Annotated in this window: 14 protein-coding genes and 1 pseudogene; 7 read left to right on the forward strand and 8 right to left on the reverse strand. The window is 67.8% G+C overall.

Features of this window, described 5'->3' with window-relative positions:
• Window positions 1-117: 117 nt before the first annotated feature.
• A complete protein-coding gene (locus F6Q13_RS04240) occupies window positions 118-4,914 on the reverse strand; it encodes a cation-translocating P-type ATPase (RefSeq protein WP_293052715.1) in 4,797 nt (1,598 codons plus the stop codon).
• 222 nt (window positions 4,915-5,136) lie between these two features.
• Here F6Q13_RS04240 and F6Q13_RS04245 point away from each other — a divergent pair, with 222 nt between their 5' ends.
• Genes F6Q13_RS04245 through F6Q13_RS04260 form a run of 4 tightly spaced genes read left to right on the forward strand, consistent with a single transcriptional unit; the run spans window position 5,137 to window position 8,198 of the window.
• Window positions 5,137-5,616 carry an SRPBCC family protein gene (locus F6Q13_RS04245; protein ID WP_293052718.1) on the forward strand — a complete coding sequence of 160 codons (480 nt, stop codon included), beginning with the start codon at window positions 5,137-5,139 and terminating at the stop codon, window positions 5,614-5,616.
• 46 nt (window positions 5,617-5,662) lie between these two features.
• On the forward strand, window positions 5,663-5,959 hold the full coding sequence (locus F6Q13_RS04250) for a hypothetical protein (protein WP_293052721.1): 297 nt from the start codon (window positions 5,663-5,665) through the stop codon (window positions 5,957-5,959).
• 2 nt (window positions 5,960-5,961) lie between these two features.
• The gene (locus tag F6Q13_RS04255; protein ID WP_293052724.1) at window positions 5,962-7,521 is read left to right on the forward strand and encodes an alpha/beta hydrolase; all 1,560 of its coding nucleotides are present in this window, start codon (window positions 5,962-5,964) and stop codon (window positions 7,519-7,521) included.
• Complete coding sequence (locus tag F6Q13_RS04260; RefSeq protein ID WP_293052727.1) at window positions 7,518-8,198, forward strand: LppA family lipoprotein; 681 nt, start codon at window positions 7,518-7,520, stop codon at window positions 8,196-8,198. The genes F6Q13_RS04255 and F6Q13_RS04260 overlap by 4 nt, the downstream gene beginning before the upstream one ends.
• 72 nt (window positions 8,199-8,270) lie before the next feature.
• Here the strand turns inward: F6Q13_RS04260 and F6Q13_RS04265 are convergent, their stop codons facing one another.
• Both F6Q13_RS04265 and F6Q13_RS04270 read right to left on the reverse strand, forming a co-directional pair.
• On the reverse strand, window positions 8,271-9,044 hold the full coding sequence (locus tag F6Q13_RS04265) for an SDR family NAD(P)-dependent oxidoreductase (RefSeq protein WP_293052730.1): 774 nt from the start codon (window positions 9,042-9,044) through the stop codon (window positions 8,271-8,273).
• A gap of 1 nt (window position 9,045) precedes the next feature.
• On the reverse strand, window positions 9,046-10,632 hold the full coding sequence (locus F6Q13_RS04270; RefSeq protein WP_293052732.1) for an AMP-binding protein: 1,587 nt from the start codon (window positions 10,630-10,632) through the stop codon (window positions 9,046-9,048).
• A 164-nt stretch (window positions 10,633-10,796) separates the two neighbouring features.
• On the opposite strand from F6Q13_RS04270, the gene F6Q13_RS04275 reads away from it, so the two are divergent.
• Window positions 10,797-12,884, forward strand: coding sequence for an acyltransferase family protein (locus F6Q13_RS04275; protein WP_293052826.1), 2,088 nt, complete (start codon window positions 10,797-10,799; stop codon window positions 12,882-12,884).
• Window positions 12,885-13,573: 689 nt separating this feature from the next.
• Here F6Q13_RS04275 and F6Q13_RS04280 read toward each other — a convergent pair.
• Window positions 13,574-14,872, reverse strand: coding sequence for a hypothetical protein (locus F6Q13_RS04280; RefSeq protein WP_293052734.1), 1,299 nt, complete (start codon window positions 14,870-14,872; stop codon window positions 13,574-13,576).
• A 271-nt stretch (window positions 14,873-15,143) separates the two neighbouring features.
• Window positions 15,144-15,899, reverse strand: coding sequence for a L,D-transpeptidase (locus tag F6Q13_RS04285; RefSeq protein ID WP_293052736.1), 756 nt, complete (start codon window positions 15,897-15,899; stop codon window positions 15,144-15,146).
• A gap of 125 nt (window positions 15,900-16,024) precedes the next feature.
• Between F6Q13_RS04285 and F6Q13_RS04290 the strand changes: the two are divergent.
• Window positions 16,025-16,489 (forward strand): annotated as a pseudogene (locus tag F6Q13_RS04290) (cysteine hydrolase family protein); the annotation flags it as partial.
• Here the strand turns inward: F6Q13_RS04290 and F6Q13_RS04295 are convergent.
• The 3 genes from F6Q13_RS04295 to F6Q13_RS04305 all read right to left on the reverse strand — a co-directional run bounded on the left by F6Q13_RS04295 (window position 16,470) and on the right by F6Q13_RS04305 (window position 19,896).
• The gene (locus F6Q13_RS04295; protein ID WP_293052740.1) at window positions 16,470-18,608 is read right to left on the reverse strand and encodes an elongation factor G-like protein EF-G2; all 2,139 of its coding nucleotides are present in this window, start codon (window positions 18,606-18,608) and stop codon (window positions 16,470-16,472) included. The pseudogene F6Q13_RS04290 and the gene F6Q13_RS04295 sit on opposite strands and share 20 nt — an antisense overlap.
• A gap of 99 nt (window positions 18,609-18,707) precedes the next feature.
• Window positions 18,708-19,463 (reverse strand): DUF2470 domain-containing protein, encoded by a 756-nt coding sequence (locus F6Q13_RS04300; RefSeq protein ID WP_293052742.1) that lies wholly within the window; start codon window positions 19,461-19,463, stop codon window positions 18,708-18,710.
• A gap of 25 nt (window positions 19,464-19,488) precedes the next feature.
• Complete coding sequence (locus F6Q13_RS04305) at window positions 19,489-19,896, reverse strand: TIGR03668 family PPOX class F420-dependent oxidoreductase (RefSeq protein WP_293052745.1); 408 nt, start codon at window positions 19,894-19,896, stop codon at window positions 19,489-19,491.
• A 105-nt stretch (window positions 19,897-20,001) separates the two neighbouring features.
• Here F6Q13_RS04305 and F6Q13_RS04310 point away from each other — a divergent pair, with 105 nt between their 5' ends.
• Window positions 20,002-20,463 carry a nuclear transport factor 2 family protein gene (locus F6Q13_RS04310; RefSeq protein ID WP_293052748.1) on the forward strand — a complete coding sequence of 154 codons (462 nt, stop codon included), beginning with the start codon at window positions 20,002-20,004 and terminating at the stop codon, window positions 20,461-20,463.
• Window positions 20,464-20,491: the final 28 nt, after the last annotated feature.

Raw genomic sequence — 20,491 nt, forward strand, 5'->3', positions numbered from 1 at the left:
TTCCGATGATGTCCCGGCACAGGTGGTCGGGCAATCTCGCCGCGCGCTTTTTAGCATGCCGTTAGCGCGTTGGAATAGCGCCGTTTTCCGCTGCGACATCTAGCGACGTGACTGGAGTCACGCGTGGTCAGAGCGCGCGATGCCAACGGTTTTGGCCAGCCAGTTGGGTGCGAGCACCGAGACGGCGGTGGCTCCGGCGGTGGCGCCGATGACACCGGTCCAGGCGACCGGTCCCAGCGGCGTGCACCCGAAGAAGTGGCTGACGCCCGGGGTTTGGACGATGCCGACCAAGACGGCCGCGCTGCCCAGCGCGGTGGCGATGACCAGCGGGCTGTGCCGGCGGGTCAGCAGGGTCTGCGCCAGCTGCGTCGTCACCACAGCAGTCAAGCCCATGGTCGCCGTGCGTCTTTCGGTGCCGGGGGTCCACCGCCCGATGGCCCAGGCTGCGGTCGCCCCGGCGGCGGTGACGGCGCCTCGGGTGACGATCTGCCGCATCAGCGGCGAGTCGAGCGACGGTGTCGGCCCGGTCAATATCGCGCGCTGGTGCGCCCACTCCGTTTCCTCGGCCTCGGAGTCTGCTCCCTCCGCGGTCTCCTCCGGTTGCGGATACTGCGGGCTGACGGCGACCGCGAGTGCCGGGAACATGTCGGTGAGCAGGTTCACCAGCAGCAGTTGACGAGTCCCGACCGGCGCCCGCCCGGTACCGAGGGCGGTCCCGATGATGGTGAAAAGCACCTCGCCCACATTGCCCCCGACGAGGATGCTGACCGCGTCGCGCACGCCGGCCCACATACCGCGGCCCTCGACCAACGCGTCGAGCAGCACGCCCAGATCGTCGTCGGTCAGCACGATGTCGGCGGCTCCGCGGGCGGCCGAGGATCCCCGACCGCTCACTCCGACCCCGACGTCGGCCAACCGGATCGCTGCCGCGTCGTTGGCGCCGTCGCCGACCATCGCGGTCACCTGCCCGCTGCGCTGCAACGCCGCGACGATCTGGACCTTCTGTTCGGGGCTGACCCGGGCGAAGACCTGGACGTCGGCGGCGAGTTTGGTGAATTCTTCCTGATCGAGGGCGGCGAGTTCGGCACCGGTTGCCTCGCGCGCATCCGCCGGCAAGCCCAATTGCTCCGCGATCGCCCGTGCGGTCACCGGATGATCGCCGGTGATCAGCACGACTCTGCGCCCGGCATCCAGTAATGCGTCGATGAGCGGCCGCGCCGAGGCTCGTGCGGTGTCGGCCAACCCGACAAAGCCGATCAACTCCAGGTCGTATGCGGCGGCGTCGACCGCGTCGGCGTCGGTGTCGGCGTCTCCGGTTGCCCGGTCCCAGCTGCGCTGAGTCACCGCCAGCACCCGTAAACCTTGCGCAGCGAGGTTGTGCACCAACGACTCTGCGTGGTCACGGTCGCGGTCGGGATCGGCGAACAGGCAGCGCGGCAGCACCTTCTCGGGCGCGCCCTTGAGCATGAGCATCGGCGCCTTCGTTTCGGTGTCCGCGATGCCTATCGCGGCGGCGTAGCCGCGGCTGGACTCGAACGGCACCTCCGCCAGCACGGTCCATCGTGAGCCGTTGCTGCCCGGCAGTGACGCCGCCGCGGTCAGGATGGCCTCGTCGGTGGCGTGCGCGTGCCCCTGCCCGTTGCGGGGCTGGGTGCATGCCCGCGCGGCGACCCGCAGCACCTGCGCGGCACGCGGGTCGGCGGCACCCGGGAACGGACCGCGCGGGCCGGCCGTGCGCGGCACTCCGCAGACGACCCGCAGACGATTCTCGGTGAGCGTGCCGGTCTTGTCGAAACAGACGGTCTGGACGCGGCCCAGCGCCTCGACCGCACGCGGACTGCGGACCAGGACTCCCCGCCGCGACAGGCGCTGGGCGGCGGCAAGCTGCGCCATGGTTGCCACCAACGGCAGCCCCTCCGGAACGGCGGCCACCGCGATGGCGACACCGTCGGCGACCGCTTGCCGCAGCGACCCGCGGTGCAGCAACGCCAAACCGGTCACGGCGGCTCCGCCGGACAGCGTCAGCGGGAGGACCTTGCCGGTCAACTCGCGCAGCCGTGCCTGCACGCCGGCCGCTGTTTCGACGTCGGCGACGGCCGAAATCGCGCGCTGTGCGGCGGTGCCGGCGCCGGTGGCCACCACGATCGCCCGAGCATGGCCTGCCACGATCGTGCTGCCCTCGAACACCATGCTGGCCCGGTCCGCATCGCCGACGGCGACGGGATCCACCTGCTTGTCCACCGGCAGCGACTCACCGGTGAGGAAGGACTCGTCGACCTCGAGGTCCTCGGCGACCAACAACCGTGCGTCCGCCGGCACCACCTCCGGAGCGGCCAGGTCGATGATGTCACCCGGGCGCAGTGATTTCGCGGTCACCGTCACCGTGCGTTCGGCGCGCCGGGCGGCTTCGAGCCGACGCCGTGTCGTCGCCACCGCCGGAAGCACGACCCGGCGCGCGGATTGGACCTGCTCGGCGAACAAGTCGGCGACCGCCGCTTCGGCCCGCAACCGTTGCACGCCGCCCACCAGCGCATTGGCGGTCATCACCCCGGCGACCAGAAGTGCGTCGATGTTGCTGCCGACGATCGCCGATGCGGCCGCGCCTACGGCCAGGATCGGGGTCAGCGGATCAGCCAGCTCGGCCCGCGTCGCCGCCAGCAACCGCCCCACTCGGCTCGCCGGGTCGCGCAGCGGCGCCAGAAGCGGGTTGTACGACAGGTCCTCGAACACGCGTCGCCACGTCCCCGTGCCGACATCGACCGCCAGCGGCCGCGCCCGGCTGGTCAGCCGCGAGTAGACGATCTCCGGATCCAGTGCATGCCAGGCGGTCAGCGGTTGCGGGGTGGGATCTGGTTGGCGCAGCACCCGGCCGGCCGAGAGCGCCCCGGAGACCATCGCCGCCACGCCGGCCGCATTGACCGGGTTGAGCCAGCGCCGCAGCGCGAAGGGGCTGCCCGCGCTGCGGGGATCGCCGGTGACCAGTAACAGCCCGGCCAAGGTGCTGCCGCCCTGCGCCAGGCGTACCGACGATTCGCTGGTCTGCTTGGCCACCGGCAGCGCGGACAGGATCCGCACGGCGGCGGCCAGATCCGTGCCGGTGATGATGTCGGCGGTCCAGGGTGTGGCCCCCTGGGGATCGTCGAGCGCCACCCCCACGTCGGCGACGGCCAGCGCCGCCAGGGTGTCGGTCGATGCGAAGTCGCGGTGCAGCGCGGTGATCAGCAGCACCGGCCCGCGATCTGCCCGTAGCTCGCGAACCAGTTGCAGCAGCGGCGTTCCGGCCGGGCGGCTGGCGGCGACGCTGGCGGTCAGATCCTGGGTGCCGGCCACGTGCCGCAGCACCACCCGGGCCCCGGTTCGGCGCGCGATCTGCAACAGCGGGACCGCGAAGGGGTCGACCTCCCAACCAACCTCGACGCTGCCCACCACCTCGCCGTCGACCACCAAGTCGGCGCGCTCCAGACCCTGGGCGGGAGTCGCCGACGGCCCCGGGGCCGGCCGCCATCGCAGGTGGGCGCCGGTGGCCGGCAACTCGTCGGGATCGGGTTCGGGCGCCTCCTCACCGTGCAGCAACGCATCGGCGACCTCATAGACCCGGTCCTCGTCCCACCCGGGGGTATCGCCGCGGGCGTGCAACACTGCGCGGGCGTCACCGCGCAGCGCCGCGCCGTCGATGACGATCACCTTCACCCGATCCAGGCGGCGCAGCGCGCCCGGGTCGAGGATCAGCTGCCCGGCGTCGGCGAGCCCGCGGCCGAGGACGGCGGCGAACGCCTGCCGGCCCAAATGCGCTGCTTTGGGCACCCCCGCCAGGATCGCGCCGGCCGCTTCCTCGGGTCCGCCGCCGGCCAGCAACGCGCCCGCGGCGGCGACCAGCGACCCGTTCGCGGCTTGATCGGCGTAGTTCTCCACCGGGCCGCCCATGGACCCCTTCGCGGTGTCGATGGCGGAGTCGATGGCGCCGTCGACCATCACGTGTGACGCTTCACCTGCTGCTGCGGCCGCCCAGTTGTGCCGCGGGGTCTGCGCCGTGGGGCCGGCCGACGAGATGACGGGGACCACTGGAGCCTGCGGCCGGGCAGGGGAGGCCAGTTGCGGCTCGCGGTCGCGCCATCTGCGCCGGTGAGCCGCCGCTTCGGAGATCTGCAGGCCGCGTTGGGCCAAATCCACCAACGGTGTGCCCACCGCGTGGGTCAGCCCGTTGGCCGCCGCCGTCGAGGCGGCAAGCGCGAGGTCGGTGCCCACCCGGCCCAGCCGCGACTCCAGCAGCGACACGATGCGGGGCTGATTGCTGACGATGGCGGCCGCACCCCGGGCGGCGCGCGGCGCGACGGGCAGCCGGCCGACCCAGCCGGTCACCGCGGCACCGATCGCCACGACATCCATCGCCGCCGCCGTCAACGGCACCAGGATCGCCAGCGGGTTGCCGGGGTCGGCGAACGGGGCTGTGCGGGGAGCCGGCGGCGGCGCGGTCGAGATCACGTCGGCGGCCGCGGCGCAGGCCGCCGCGCGGGCCGCGTGTACGGTGCGGTCGCTGTCGGCGCCGTCCTCGAGTTCGATCACCAGCCGGCCCAGGGCACCCTCCACGTGGGCGCTGGCCACCCCCGCGATCTTGCGAACCGGCTCTTCGACAGCTGCCGCATGTTCATGCCAGCGGGGAAACGGCAGCAGCGGGTCCAAGTCGAGATGTACCCGCCGGCCGCTGCGCCAGCGCACTGGGGGCAGGGTCCCGTCGCGGGAGTTGCCGGCGCCCAAGAGGCGCTCAGTGGATTGATTGACCGACTCCACGACCGGGCCGGCCAGCAGCTGCACGGCTCCGGCAGCGCCGGCCGCGGTCTGCACTCCGGCGCGCAACACCTGCAGCGCTGCGCCGGTGACACCGCCCACGACGGTGGCCACACCCGGAAGCTTCATCTCCTCACCCCTCGAGACCCCTCGAGACCCCTCGAGCACGTCTGCCGAGCCTACGACCTATCGCTTCTTGTCTACACTGTCCACACCCGAATCCCGTCGGAACCCGTGATGGGGAGGTCATGACGAATGCCGCGAGCACGGGCCGTATTCAGGCTGTCAGCGCCTGATGCCGCGCGTGGTCCAATCCGACATCTGCAGCCCTGTCATGCAGGCTGACTCACCGTGAGTTGGTGGATCAGGCACGCACAACACACGCTGTCCGACGAGGTGCCGGCGGCGCCGGCCGAGGTCCGCGATTTCTACGTCGACTTGAATAACATCAAAGCCGTTCACCCGCTGGTGATTTCAGTGCGCACGATCTGCCGCGCCGACACCCCCGACGGGTACGTGCAGGCATATCGGGTCACCGACCGGATTCCGCTGGGCATGGTCAACCTGCGGATCAGCTACCGGGCCCGGCTTCAGGTTCCCACCGGCGGCGATGTGATCACCGAGGCGCATCAGTTCCCGCAAGTCCACTTGCGCGCAAGAGTGAGTTTCGAGCCGATCGCCACCGGCACCCGCATCACAGAGCGCTTACAGATCTCGGCGCCCCGGCCCCTGGCCGTTGTGACGACGCGGGAGGCCGTCCACGCACACATCGCGATGCTGGCCGGAATCCGGCGGCATTTTCAATCCCGATCCGGCGGAGAACACCGGTGACCGTCAGCGATGACACCCGAGCCTGGTTTCCGGTTAGGCTTCCCGCATGCCCGCGCTGCTGGCTTTCGACCCTGCCGAACTGCGGTGGCGGGTGTGGCGGTGCGAGGCGTTGGCTGCCGAGGTGGGCAGCTGCGGGGAGACCCCGTCGGGTCAGCTGACCACCGCACAGGCGAGCGCGGCGGCGGCGCACACCGCCCGATTGGCGGCCCAGCGCGCCATGACGGCGATGACGGACTGGCTGCGGGCCGCCGCCGGCGGGGTCAGCGGCTACCCCGACCGGATGCTGGCCAACGAGGCGCTGTCCGCCGCCAGGCTGCGCGCAGTGTATCCGAAGGCGGGGTAGGCGTGCCCGCGGTGTCGGGTGGTCTGCCGCCGCTTTCGCAGGTGCGGTTCTGGTCGGTCTCCCCCCTGCTCTCGCTTGCCGCGGATGTGGAGGCGAAGGCCAAGCGCTGCCAGGTGTGCTTTTCTGAGGCCTACACGGTGCTGTCGGCGCCCGGCTGGAAGGGCGCCTTCCGCGACACCACCGTGGAGCGCGCGGCGATCGCCAAGACGCGGGTGGACGGGGCGGCTGATCAGCTGCGGGAGACCGCGAGCACGGCCCGCCGTGGCGCGGAGCGCATCAGGGCGGCCAAGAAGTACGCGCTGGAAAAGGTCAGCGAGGCGGAGCGCGAGGGCTTCGAGGTCGGTGAGGACTACAGCGTCACCGACACCCGCCCCGGCAGCGAGCAGCAGCGCGCGGCGCGGGCGCAACAGGGCGCGGTGCTGCGGGCCGACATCCGCCACCGGGTGGCGCTGCTGGTGGCCGCCGACCGGGAGGTCGGTGAGCAGGTCATCGCGGCGTCGGCTGGGCTGGCCGAGTTCGGCTTCCCCGAAGACGTACCCGGCACCGGCGGGGACCAGCACGCAGACCCGGCGTCCGGCGCGACCGACATGTCCTCGGGTGACATCACCGCCATCGATAAGGCCAACCGCGGCCTGCTCGACCAACTCGAGCGGGAATACCGGGCGCTGCCCGACGGCCAAATCAAAACCGACCGGCTCGCCGACATCGCGGGCATCCGCTCGGCACTTCAGGTGCCCGACTCGCACCTGCTGTATCTGGCCCGCCCCGACGACCCCTCGCAGATGATCCCGGCGGCTGTCGCCATCGGCGACCCGTTCACCGCCGACCACGTGTCGGTGACCGTGCCCGGGGTGTCGGGCACCACCCGGGAAGCCCTCGCCACCATGACGCAGGAGGCCTATGGGCTGCGACGGGAAGCGCAGGGTATCGCGGGTAAAGTCGGCGAAAAATATCCAAGTGTCTCGACGATCGCGTGGACCGGATATCAGCCCCCGCCGACGCTGGTCTCGGGGGACACCCCCTTCGCCGATTTGGCGCACGCCGGGGCGCTCAGGCTGGAGTCGTTCCTGGCGAACCTGAATTCGGCGTCGCACAACCCGAATCACACCACGGCGTTGTTCGGGCACTCTTACGGGTCGCTGGTCTCGGGTATCGCGCTGAAAGACGGCGCCAGCTCGGCGGTGACCAACGCGGTGATGTACGGTTCGCCGGGCTTTGAGGCGACCTCCCCGGCCAAGCTGGGCATGACCGACCACAACTTTTTCGTCATGACCGCCCCCGACGACCCGATCCGGCTCATCGCGGCCACCGCCCCGTTGCACGGGTGGGGCGCCGACCCCAACGACATCATCGACGGCCCGCCCGTGCCGCGCTACCGATTCACGCACCTGCAGACCGACGCGGGCTGGGTGCACCTGGGCGGTGAGGACATCTACGAGAGCGCCTCCCATGGGCACGGCGGATACCCTCACGACCCGATGCACCAGATGACCGGCTTCAACCTGGCGGCGGTGCTGTTGAACCGGCCCGACCTCACCGTGCAGGTGCAACCCCACCAATGATGGCCCGGTCGGTGCGTGCACGGGCGGCTGCGGTCCTCGCCTCGGTCCTCGCTGTCACCCTGATAGGGCTGCTGAGCGGCTGCGCGCTGTATGAGAAGGCAAGAAAGGCAGTCAAGGAGTTGAGCAACCCCTATGAAACCCAGCACCTGACCGAGCAGCAGGAGATCGCGCTGATCGACAGCATGCGCGCCAAGGGCTCCTACGAGGCCGCGCGCCAGCGCCTCAACAACACCGCCCGCGTGATCGGCGAGCGGATCAGCGCCGCCGTGCCCGGCCAGACCTGGAAATTCGACGACGACCCCAATGAGCTGGAGTCCGCTCAGCAAGGCGGGCTGTGTGACAAACTCGAGGCCGACATTGCGCGTCGTCCCATCGCTGACACGGTCAGATTCGGGCGCACGTTCACAGCGAACGAGTTCACCACCGCCGCCGGCATCGTGCGTAAGGAAGCCGCCAAGTACGGCGCCACCAACCAGTCCTCGCTGTTCAACGAGGCGTCCAAACGCGACTACACCGTGTCGGGCAACGGCTACGACTTCAACCTGGGGCAGATCAATTTCGCCACGCTAAACGTCGAGGGCGACTGTTTCCTTTTGCAGCGGGTGCTTGACTCGCCGCCCGGTCGGCTGCCCCCGCCGACGACCACCGCGCCCGACGCGCCCACACCATCCCCCTAAGCGACCGGGGTCGACCGAAAGACCGTTCGGCATGAACCGTCGGCCGCCGTGAGTCGAGAACAACGAGGGGGTTCACCGGGGGGTCCACTCCGAGTTCAGCGCATAGTTCGACAGGTACTTCGTCGAACTCCAGCCGCCGTCGACGACGATCGTCTGGCCGTTGATGAAGCTGCCACCCGGCGAGCACAAAAACGCCACGGTGCTCGCCACGTCATCGACCGTGCCCAGCCGCTGATGCGGGGTCATTTCGATGTTCATCCGGCGGAACCGCTCGTCTTGCAGGCGCTGTTCGGTCATCGCCGTGCGGATCACCCCGGGTGCGACGGCGTTGCAACGGATTCCCTGCGCCCCGTACTGGCAGGCGATGTGCGTGGTCAGCGCCGTCAGTCCGCCCTTGGCGGCCGAGTAGGCCCCGCCGTGCAGGCCGCCCACCACGGCAAACGTCGAGGTGATGTTGATGATCGCCGAGCCCGGCCGCATGTGCGGCAGCACCTCGCGGGCCAGCCGAAACGGCGCGCGCAGCATCACATCCAGAAAGTAGTCCAGTGCTGCGTCGTCGGTTTTGTGCAGCGGCTTGGGATTGCCCACTCCGGCATTGTTGACCAGAAAGTCGATGCGACCCCAGCGTTGCACGGCGCTGTCCGTGATCCGTTGGGGCGCATCCGATTCAGTCAAATCGGCGGCCACGGTGAGCACCCGGTCGGAATCCCCGATGGCCGCCGCCACGTCAGCAAGACGGCCCGCGTTGCGGCCCGTCGCCAAGACCGCCATGCCCGCCTCCGCGAGTTTGGTGGCGCAGCGGAAGCCGATACCACCTGTTGCGCCGGTTACGATCGCTACCTGCATCTCACTCGCCTGCCTCCATCAGCGCCGCCTTGATTTGATGCTTCAACACCTTGCCGGCGTCGTTGCGCGGCAGTTCCGTCCAGATAACCACCTGCTCAGGCGTTTTAAACCGGGCAACCCCATGCTCCTGCAGAAAGTTGCGCAGGCTCGCAACATCGGGGCCCGGCAGATCCCGGGGCACGATCACCGCGCAGGCCCGCTCGCCGGTGCGAGCATCGGGGACACCGACGACGGCAATTTCTGCGATCCCGGGGTGGTCGATGAGAACGTCTTCGATCTCTTTGGGCGCGATGTTCTCACCGTTGCGGATGATGATGTCCTTGGTCCGCCCGGTCACCACCAGATACTCCTCGTCGACCCAGCCACCGAGATCCCCGGTGCGAAAGAAGCCGTCGGCATCGAAGGCGCCCACCTCGTCTTCGGGACGCAGATAACCGACCAGCATCTGAGGCCCTCGTGCGCAGATCTCGCCGTCACAGAGTTTGACTTCGGCGAATCCGGCGCGACCGTCGGTGTCGGCGGCGTGGTCGAGGTCCGACGGCGAGCCGATGGTGGTGACCGGTACTTCCGTGGAGCCGTACACCCGGGTAACGACCGCCCCCCGGAAGAAGCCCGCCGCTTCCCGGATCAACGACGGCGGCACCGACGCGCCCCCGCAGACGAACAGCTTCAGTTCGGGCAGCCGGGTACCGGTACGTTCGGCGGCTGCGAGGAATTGTTCCAAAAACGGTGTGGCGCCGGCAATGTGCGTGCAGCGCTCGGCTGCCATAAGACCGACGGCCGCGTCGGCGTTCCAGCGATCCATCAGTACCGCCGTGGTGCCCAGCAGCAGCGGGCATTCGAACGCGTAGATGGAGCCGCCGATATGCGCGATCGGTGACGGCACCAGGAAAGCATCACCCGGCTGCACTTGCCAGTACTCACCGATTTGACGGATGAGGGCATGAATCGAATTATGGCTGTGCAGAACACCTTTCGGCTTACCTGTAGTCCCCGAGGTGTAGAGGATCATCCGCACCGCGTCGGGATCGAGCTGCGGCGACGCGGGAACCGGCCCCTGGCCCGCGAACAGGGCGGCCCACGTCGTGTGAGCGGTGTCGGTGCTGCCGCGTACCACGACGACTTCGGGTGGGGTGGCCATCGGGGCGGTCACCCGATCCAGCATCGACACGTAGTCGCACCGGCCGAACTCGGCGGGCACAAAGATCATCCGGCTGCCGCAATCGTCAAGGATGAAAAGCAATTCGCGGTCTCGCAACGAGGGTAGGATCGGATTGACCACCATGCCGGCCAGCGTGGCCCCCAGGTAAACGATTACGGCCTCGTGCCAGTTGGGCAGCATGAACGACACCACGCTGCCCGTCGGCATGCGGGCCCGCAGAGCCGCCGCCAGCACCGTCGCCCGCTCATAAAGGGCCCGGCAATCCAACCGGCATCCACCGTCGATCACCAGAACCCGCCGCGGCGTGCGCTGCGCGGCCTCGGCCAGCGAATCCGCCAGGGTGCGCCGTGTCCACCAGCCGCGGGCATAGGCGTCGGCCGCGCGCGCAGCGTCCCAGCGGACCCGCCGCCCACCGATTACCCGCATCGTCAGGTCTTTCGACATTTGCGCCCCGGATCACGTTAGCCGCGCGCACCAGGCGTGTCATCCCGGTATGCGGCCTGCGCGCACCTAAACTGGCGGTGATTCAGCAGGGAGGACGTATCGACAGAAACGCTGGGAAGACGGCTGGGAAGGAGGCAATGACGAGCATGGGGCCGGCCGGGGTGTATCCCGCGCCGGTTCGTTGTGCTCGGCGTCCGCGATGGGTCGCACCGGCCCGCCCCGCTGCGCGGTTGGCGACGCGGCGAGCACGTGATGACACCCGGCGGCCCGGGATTCCCGCGCTGGATGGCCTGCGCGCCGTAGCGGTCGGTTTGGTGCTGGCCGGTCACGGCGGCATCCCCGGCTTAGGTGGCGGCTTCCTCGGCGTCGACGTCTTTTTTGTACTCAGCGGTTTTTTGATCACTTCGCTGTTGCTCGACGAACTCGGTCGCACCGGACGTATCGATGTGACTGGCTTCTGGATCAGGCGTGCACGACGGCTGCTGCCGGCGTTGGTGCTGATGGTGCTCGCTGTGGCGGTCGGACGCCAACTGTTCCCGCCGGAGGCCATCGCCAGGATCCGCGATGACGCCATCGCCGCATTCTTCTGGGTAGCGAACTGGATGTTCGTCGTGCAGAAAACCGACTATTTCGCTCAGGGCGCGCCACCTTCGCCCTTGCAACATGCGTGGTCACTCGGCGTCGAAGAGCAGTACTACATTATCTGGCCGCTGGTGCTGATCGCGGTGGCCGTTGTGTCGTCCGTCCAGGCGCGGCGCTACGGCAGGCCGGCTACCCTCGGCGTGGTCCGCGCGGCCGTTTTTCTGCTGGCCACAGCGGGCCTGCTGGCGTCTGCCGGCGCCGCGATCCTGCTGGCCGCGGACAACACACGCAACCGGGTCTATTTCGGTACCGACACCCGAGCCCAGGCGCTGCTGGCCGGTGCTGCGGCGGCGGCGCTGCTGGTCGACGATTGGGCGGCGCTGGACCGGGGCTGGTCGCTGATTCGTACCCGCTGGGGCCGATGGACCTCAGGGTTGCTGCCGGTCGTCGGCCTGGCGGCCTTGGCGGTGGGTGTCCACTGCGCGACCGGAAGTGCCCGGGAATTCCGCCACGGCCTGATGATTGCGGTCGCGGCGGCGGCCGCCCTGGTCATCGCGCCGGTAGCGCTCGACCAGCGGGGACCGGTAGCCAGGGCGCTGTCCTGGCGACCGCTGGTGTGGCTGGGCACCATCTCTTACGGCATCTATCTGTGGCACTGGCCGATCTTTCTGGTGCTCAACGGCGAGCGGACCGGGTGGTCGGGTTTTTCGTTGTTCGCCGCGCGGTGCGCGGCCACCCTGGCGGTGTCGGCCGCCTCGTGGTGGCTCATAGAACAACCCATCCGACGGTGGCGTCCCGTTCGGGTGCCGCTGCTGCCGCTTGCCGGGGCCATCGCCACCACTGCGGCTGCGGTGACGATGCTGGTAGTCCCGGTCGGCGCCGATTCGGTCGGGCCGGACGGCACTGGCCTGCCGCCGGAGATCTCGTCGGTCGCCGTGGTCTCGTCGTCGCCACCGGTAGGCTCACAGCCCGCGCGGGCCGTCGCCCGGCGCGATCCGCGCCGCCCGTTCACCGTTTCGGTCTTCGGTGACTCGATCGGCTGGACGCTCATGCATTACCTGCCACCGACCCCGGGGTTCGATTTCATCGACCACACTGTCATCGGCTGCAGCCTGGTGCGGGGCGGGCCGTACCGCTATTTCGGACAGATCCTGGATCAAAAGAGTGAATGTGAGTCGTGGCCGAGTCGATGGTCGGCGCAGGTCGCCGTGGACCGGCCCGATGCCGTGCTGCTGATCGTCGGCCGGTGGGAGACGGTGGATCGGGTCAACGAGGGCCGTTGGACCCACATCGGTGATCCGGCGTTCGATGCCTATATCAGCGGTGAGCTGGGACGCGCGCTGGATATTCTGGGCTCTTCTGGTGCTCCGGTGACGGTGGCCAACCTGCCCTACAGCAGGCGCGGGGAAAAGCCCGACGGGAGTCTGTACCCGGAGGACCAACCCCACCGAGTCGACCAGTGGAACGCCTTGCTGCGCCGCACCGTCGGGCAGCGCCCGGGCTTCGGGATACTCGACTTGAACAAGAAGCTGTGCCCAGAGGGTGTCTACACGGCCAAGGTCGACGGCGTCACGGTGCGCAGCGACGGCGTCCATCTCACTTCCGACGGTGCGAAGTGGTTGACTCCGTGGCTCGAGGAATCACTGAGATGAATACCACGCGCGATTCGGAATAAAGATCTGACTCACACAGTGGAATAAGGGCCACCGCCGGACCATTCAATTTTGTGAGAACTCGGTCACATACTACATATGGTGTGACCGCCGATACCAAAACTGTTTTGTGTCTTAACAATATTTTGGTCCCTACCGGCGGCCGCAGCGAACATGGAACATAAAAACTAGAGAACAACGTTGATGTAGTTAGTTGACCAAAGTGGCTGTTATCTATATCACCATCAACGATCAGGAGGTGTATGGTGAAGCTCTCGTCGAAGATCGTCAAAATTGTTGCTGAAACTATCGGGATAGCCGCCACGAGTGTGGCGATCGCCGTCCCGGCGTCTGCCGACTTGACCGCCGCGGCGCACAGCATGCAATCCAGCGGCGCTAGTGACACGGCATGGTCGGCTGAAGGCTCTGCCTACAGCGCCGTTGAGAAAAGGGATCATGCGACGCAGCGCTCGCACTCGGGGCCGGCGGTTCTACCGTACTGGTCGTGTGCAGCACCGGGTGTATGGGCCGCGCAATGCCGAGTTGCAGACGGATGGAACCAACAGTCAACCAAATAATGGAGGACCCGGGCCTACGCTAAGCCACTACTTCGATCGGATTCCCGATGTGCACGTGTCGAAGTGCCAGGCCGCGTTGTCCGGGCTGAGGTTGAGGCGGCGGACTCCCGGTCACAACGATGTGAGCACGCCGCTGACCATCGTGGCCAACTCGCCCGGCACGAGCCCGGCCAACTCGGCGGTGGGCCACAGATTGGCCAGATCGCCCATGCTCAAGCCGCCCAGGTTGGCCAAGTCGCCCAGGTTGAGGCCGCCCAGCAGGTCACCGGAGTTTGGATCCAGCGCACTCGCGGGATTCGGCAACGGACCGCTGGGACTCGGCAGATAACTGGGATGGGTAGTGAAACTGGCCAGGAATAGGTCGGGGTCGGTCACCGCAGTTGTGACGTAGTCGATCAGGTCTCCCGGGGTAGCAATTATCGATTGGATGATGTCGTGGATACCGGTAACGGTCGTATTCAGGATCGTTGTCGGATTGCCGGTGAAGAGAGCCGAGACAAAGTCGTACACCAGTGCTTGCGGTGGCATGACCAGGTCACGGAACAGGACGAACGACTCCGTCAGCGGATCCGGGAACGACGGGATGGCGGTGCCGTTCCAGCTGTCCAAAGTCCACCCTTCGGTGGGATTGCCGTTGAATTCGACGATGCCGGCATAGTCGAGGAGCTGGGCAGTGCCCTGGCCGGTAAATTCGCTGGTAAGCTGATTCAAAAACGCGGGCACGAAGTAGAGGAGATCGGGGTTTTTCACGTTCATAAACGTCCAGGCAGTAATCGCCGCATCGTTGTTGAATCCCAATTCATGGATGTGCCCGTCGCTGCTTACAATCCCGTTTGCGCTATTTGCGTACATGATATCGATACCCTGGGTAAAGTCGTTGTCCAGCGCCACCCCGGTAACGTAGTTGCCGCCGGGCATCGGCACAAGCGTCAATCCAAGCGACCACAGGAGTATCTCCAATTGGTACAGCAGGCCACCCGGGGTACCAAGGGTCAGTTGCGGGAGGTAGAGATCGCTGTAAGCCTCGTTGAGTTGCCACAACTGCGTTATGTCGGGAAAGCCGGGAGTGCCGGGAGGAAGATTGGGAGTTTCGGAAGGCGGAATAGCAACGCCGTGCTCTTGTAATACGTTGACGTAGGCCTGTCCTGTCTCGAGGTCCCTGAGACTATTGCCGGAAAACACTCCCGAGACCGGCCCGAACTCTTGGTAGAGCGTTTCTCCGGTGAAGGCCGCCTGTCCCGTACCGGTTTCGTCAGCCGGCGAACCCCCTCCACAGGGCGCCACCGTGCAGAGGTCAGGCCCGGGAGTTTCGGTCGTGAAATCTGGGGGCGGCGGGCTCGGGACCCCGTGCCGAATGATGTCGATGTAGACGTCTGGGTCTTCACCAGAGGTGAGCATGATGTCGGCCACGTGGGCATGAGGTGCGGATACCGGGGTGAGGGCGATCACGCTGGCGCCCGCGATGGCTAAGGCCGCGCCGGCCGTGCCGCACCGGATCATCCACCGGCTGAGCGATGTCCATGCCTCGGCCCTCGCCCGAGAGCTCGACATAGGCTTTACCTTAAAATTATCTGTGTCTAGTGTCAACGTTTTCTAAGGTCTGCCTGATCGGGTTCGCATCGGCACTCGATGTTCGCGACGCGCCAGCTTCATCGACTGGTGGCGAATCCCGGTGTGCAAGTCAAGCCACTACTTCGATCGGATCCCCGATGTGCACCGTGTCGAAGTACCAGGCCGCGTTGTCCGGGCTGAGGTTGATGCATCCGTGACTGACGTTGGCATACCCCTGTGAGTTCACCGACCACGGTGCCGAATGCACATACACCCCGCCCCAGGTGACCCGAACCGCGTACTCGCCTTTGATCAGGTAACCCTCGGGCGAATTCAGTGGAATGTTGATGGTGCGGGAATCGAAGATCACGGTGCGTTCCTTCGACAGCGCACTGAACGAGCCGATCGGGGTGGGGCGGCTGGGCTTGCCCATCGATGCGGGCATCGTGCGCAGTACTTCGTCGTTGACACTGACGGTGAACGTGTGCGCCGAGATGCTGGCCACGCCGAGCACTTTGTCACCGGTCTCGAAGCCGTTCGACAAGCCGTGCACCTGCACCCTCACGTGGCTGTGCGCGGGCCAGTAGTGCTCCGGGGTCCACTGCACGACGGTGTCGTCGATCCAGGTGAATCGGCCGGTAACGTGTTGGGGCGAGTCGACTTTGATGCTTCTCTCGGCGGCCGCACGGTCGGCGACCGCACCGGTGAACCGGACGATGATCGGGCTGGCCACTCCGACGACTTGGCCATTGGCCGGCTGGATGGATGCGACGGCAGCGCCCGTCGTCGGCGGCGCTACCGCAGCCAGACTGCGACTGCCCGATCCCACCGCCACCAGCACGGCGACGGCTACCGCGATCCCCACACGTCGAACCGCTCTGCCCACGGTGTCCGTCCCTTCAACATGGTGCCGTCGAAAAGCGCTCTGCTGTTTCCTCCATGTCTACCCCATGAACGGCCCGGCAAACACGGAAAACGTCACTACTGGCACACTGTATCCCGTGAGCAACACGCCGCAATGTGATTCAACAGGGCGCGCGGCTCCTCGCGCCGGGCAGCCCGGGGTCGCAGATCGCACCGGAATTGCTGCCCAAGCCTGTTGAGCCGGACCATGACTTGTTGCTTCGCGGCGACTTCCAACAGGTTGGTGTGCGCGAGTACATCATGTACAAGCCCCGCTGGGGCGTTTTCTACCAGACCAAGCTCGAAGGCTATCTACGCAACACCGGAACCGACACAATAGTTTTCGCCGGCTGCAACTTTCCGAACTGTCCACGGACGTCGGTGTACGAAGCATCCGAGCGCGACTTCCGGATCGTGCTGGTTACCGACGCGGTGTCGGGACTTTATGACCGCGGTATCGAGGAATGCCGTCGAATCGGGGTCGACGTGAAAGACCTGTCGGCCACGCCGGCGTGGCTCGGCGACGACGTCGAGTCGACAGCGGCGCCTGGGCCTAAGAAGCCCCGGCCCTGATCCGGGCCGCGGCGGCTTCCGGCATCGGCTCGTAGCGGACGAACGAGCGGGTGAACGAGGCCGCACCGTGCGACAGCGACCGCAAGTCGACGGCGTAGCGGGTCAGCTCGACTTGCGGGACTTCGGCTTTGACGACCGTGCGGTCGTTGCCGGCGGTGTCGGTACCCAGCACCCGGCCGCGCCGCCCGGACAGGTCGCTCATCACCGCCCCGACCATGTCGTCGGGTACCAGCACCGAGACCTCGTCGATCGGCTCGAGCAGGATCACCTTGGTCGCCGCCGCGGCCTCCTTGAGCGCCAGGGCACCGGCCATCTGGAAGGCGAAGTCCGACGAGTCGACGCTGTGGGCCTTGCCGTCGAGCAGGGTGACCCGGATGTCGACCACCGGGTATCCGGCCAGGACGCCCCGTTCCATCTGGGCGCGGACGCCCTTTTCCACGCTGGGGATGAACTGACGCGGGACCGCGCCGCCGACCACCTTGTCGACGAACTCGAAGCCCGAGCCTTCCGGCAGCGGCTCCACCTCGATGTCGCAGATGGCGTACTGGCCGTGTCCGCCGGACTGCTTGACGTGCCGGCCGTGGCCTTTGGCCCTGCCGGCGAAGGTTTCCCGCAGCGGGACCCGAAGCTCGACGGTGTCCACGGTGACCCCGTAACGGTTTGCCAGCGCGTCGAGCACCACCCCGGCGTGCGCCTCTCCCATGCACCAGAGCACGATCTGGTTGGTCTCCGGGTTCTGCTCGATGCGCAGCGTGGGATCCTCGGCGGCCAACCGGCCCAATCCGACCGAGAGCTTGTCCTCGTCGGCCTTGGCGTGCGCCTGGATTGCGACCGGCAGCAGGGACTCGGGCATGACCCACGGTTTGAGTACCAGCGGGTCCGACTTGTCCGAGAGGGTGTCGCCGGTTTCGGCCCGGCTCAGCCGGCCGATGGCGCAGATGTCGCCGGCCAGCACGACCGACGCGGGCCGCTGCTGTTTGCCCAACGGGAAAGACAGGGTGCCGATTCGCTCGTCCTCATCGTGGTCGGCGTGGCTGTTCGCGCCGCCGAAGAAGGACGCGAAGTGGCCGGACACGTGCACCGTCGCGTCGGGCTTGATGGTCCCGGAGAACACCCGTACCAAACTCACCCTGCCGACATAGGGGTCCGACGTGGTCTTCACCACTTCGGCGAGCAGCGGCCCGCCGGCATCGCAGGTCAGTCCGCTGCGGGCGACGCCCTGCGGGGTGAAGACCTCGGGTAGCGGGTGTTCCAGCGGCGACGGGAACCCGCGGGTGGCGAGCTCCAGCAGTTCCAGCGTGCCGACGCCGGTGCTGCTGCACACCGGGATGACCGGGAAAAACGAGCCGCGGGCAACGGCTTTCTCCAGGTCGTCGATGAGCACCGCCTCGTTGATCGCCTCCCCGCTCAGATACCGTTCCATCAGCGATTCGTCTTCGGACTCCTCGATGATCGCCTCGATCAGCGCGCTGCGGTGCTCCTCGATCTGCGCGGCGTGTTCGGCTTCCGGCGGGCGCGTCGTGCGGGCGCCGCCGTCGTAGCGGTAGTGGGTCTGCGACAGCAGCCCGATCAGCCCGCCGTCGGTCGGCAGGTACAGCGGCAGCACCTTGTCGCCGAACGCATCGTGGGCGGCCGACAGCGCGTTGTGGTAGTTGGCCCGGGCATGATCGAGCTTGGTGATCACCACGGCCCGTGGCATGGCGACCTGGTCGCACTCCTGCCAGAGCGATTTGGTCGCCTCGTCGACGCCGTCGTTGGCGGCGATCACGAACAACGCACAGTCCGCAGCCCGTAACCCGGCCCGCAGCTCGCCGACGAAGTCGGCGTAGCCGGGGGTGTCGACCAGGTTGACCTTGATGCCGTCGTGCGCCAGCGACGCGAGGGCAAGCCCCACCGAACGCTGCTGGCGAATCTCGGCCTCGTCGAAGTCGCAGACCGTGGTGCCGTCGGCGACGGAGCCGGGTCTGGACAACACCCCGGACGCCACCAGCAGCGCCTCGACCAGGGTGGTCTTGCCGGCGCCGGACGGGCCGACCAGCACCACGTTGCGGACCGTGGCCGGGCCGTCGGTGGCGGGGGCCACCGCTGCGCCCGGGGAAGTATTGACCTTGTCTGCCATGACGTCCCTCCTTTGGGACCACCCTTCCTGAAGCGCCCCGCATAGCACAAGACCAACCCGCCGGCAACTCGAGAGCTCTGCGAGCCGCGGCGGGTCACGTCAGTTGCCGGCTGACCCGACCAGAATTTCGATGGCTTCGGGCAGGTCGTCGATCGAGCTGATCGGCGCCGGGTAGCCCACCCGGGTGTAGGCCACACCGCGCTCGGTCACCACGCGCAGGTCCAAGCCGTACCGGTCCGCGCCGGTGCAGGTCGCCGAGCGGGCGTCCGGGTGGCCGCCGAACACCCGCGCCAAGGTCAGCAGCGCGGCGGCATGATCGGTGTGCAGGCGTGTGATCACCGCGTCGGTGTGCGGCCGGATCGGGTCCGGCTCGGCGGCCGCGTAGGACGCGGCGCTCACCCAGTCCATCCGGCCGTACCCGCCCACCCAGCGCACCCGCCGCACCCGCAACACCCATAGCGCGAAGTCGCTGAAGTCGATGTAACGCGTGGCTGCGGGGACGGCGAGCAGGTGGGCTTCCCGGGCGGCGGCGCGCTCCGCCCCGGTCGGCTGCTCGGCCAGCCCGGCCAGGGTGACCCGGCTGGCGGCCAGCGGATCGGGGTGGGTCGACGGTGCGACGATGACGATGCTGGCCCGGCGATCACGCTCGAGGTTGCGGCCGTGCTCGGCCAGCCGGGACAGGCACAAAACGGGCGCGCCGCAACCCAGCACCCCGTAGGTCACCAGCGACGCCCAGGGGTCGCCGTGGGCGGTCAGCGTCGCCAGGGTGCCGACGTTGGTCGAGGCGGCGACGGTGCGTGCTTCCTGCGCCGCCGACGGGGCATCGCCGGGTTCCCCGTGGTCCCGCGACGTCATGTCGGCACGATACCGGCCGCCGGCCTCAGGCGTGCCAGCTGCTCCAGCGCCGTACCTCGACGGCGATCACCGGTCCGCTCAACGCGACCCGGTGGTACTGCGGGTATTTAGCCCGCAGCAGCGCGTAGCCGGTCTGCAGCGCGGCGCCGTCGCGGTGGATCGCGGCGAGCCCGTCGACACGCACCCACCACAGCTGGGTCCAGTCGTCGACGTAGTGCTCGGCCAGCACGCTCACCCGGGGATTGCTGTCGATGTTGGCCAGCCGGCGCAGCCGCAGCGTGCTCTTGCGCTTGGCGTCGACTGCGGTGTAGACGATCTCGTCGCCGAGCGCGAAGACCACCGGAACCACATGCGGCCTGCCGTCGGGTGTGGCCGTCGCCAGGCATGCCACCGACGCTCGGGCGAAGCTGGCCCTGGGGTCGAAGTCGGCCACCAAACCAGCCTAGGGACCAGCCTAGGGACCAGCCTAGGGACCACCCTAGAGACCAGCCTAGAGTCGGCACCTCTCACCGCATCGTGACCGCGCTACCGTCGGCTTGTGCCCGCTGAAACACAGATCGCCAACCTGCTCTATCGCTACGCCGAATGTATGGACAGCGGAGATCTGGTCGGGGCGGCGTCGCTGTTCGAGCACGCCAGGCTACGGGTCGCCCCCGGCGAGGAACCCGGGGTGGGCACCGTCGACGCCGCCGCCATGTTGGCGCTGTGGAAGGCGACGGTGGTGCTCTACCCTGACGGCACACCGCGCACCAAGCACGTCGTGACCAATCCGATCATCGAGGTGGATGACCACCGGGGCACGGCGTCCTGCCGTAGCTACTACACGGTGCTGCAGCAGACCGAAGGGCTCGCTCTGCAACCGATCGTCGCCGGCCGCTACCAGGACCGTTTCGAGTGCGTCGACGGCCGCTGGCGGTTCAGTTTCCGCGATTACACGCTGATCGACATGGTCGGCGACGTCAGCCACCACCTCCGCGGACCGCTGGCCGGCCGCGGCTGATGGGTATCGTTTGCTCAGGCAATATGGT

The sequence above is a fragment of the Mycobacterium sp. genome, assembly GCF_008709575.1.
Taxonomy (GTDB): domain Bacteria; phylum Actinomycetota; class Actinomycetes; order Mycobacteriales; family Mycobacteriaceae; genus Mycobacterium.